The sequence below is a fragment of the Bartonella sp. AS69XJJH genome, assembly GCF_042195585.1.
Classification (GTDB): domain Bacteria; phylum Pseudomonadota; class Alphaproteobacteria; order Rhizobiales; family Rhizobiaceae; genus Bartonella.
Window position 1 is genome coordinate 1 of record NZ_JBHIOO010000157.1, and the last position, 518, is coordinate 518.

Annotated in this window: 1 protein-coding gene; it reads left to right on the top strand. The window is 43.6% G+C overall.

Annotation, left to right across the window (positions count from 1 at the left end):
* Positions 1-518 (top strand): tyrosine-type recombinase/integrase (locus ACFIK6_RS10320; RefSeq protein ID WP_375677631.1); only part of this gene is annotated, 518 nt, incomplete at both ends.

Consider the following 518-nt stretch of genomic DNA (forward strand, 5'->3'; position numbering starts at 1 on the left):
GCTCTCTTAGGTAAACAACGCCATAAAACGCAAAATTTTCCAGCTATGGATTGGAGAGATGTCCCTGCCTTTTATAAAACACTTTGCGAAGCATCAACCTTAACACAACTGGCTTTGCGTTTGCTTATTTTGACAGGCGTTCGTACCAACCCTTTGTGTCATATTCATAAAGACCAAGTTGATGGCGATATCTGGACAATCCCTGCTGAAAATATGAAAGGTCGACGTGATACTACAGAAGAGTTTCGCGTGCCTCTATCATCAGAAGCATTAGAAATCTTAAAACAAGCGCGCTTGCTTTCTCGCAATGATTTCTTCTTTTCTGCAACCGGTCGGGGTCCCCTCGCTGCAAATTGTATGGCTCAATATATGAGAGACAATAAAATTGAGGCATGCCCCCATGGATTTCGTTCTAGTTTACGTGATTGGCTCGCTGAAACAACCGATGCCCCTTATGAAGTCGCAGAAACTATTCTAAGTCATACAGTAGGCGGTAAAGTAGAGCGTGCCTATCGTCG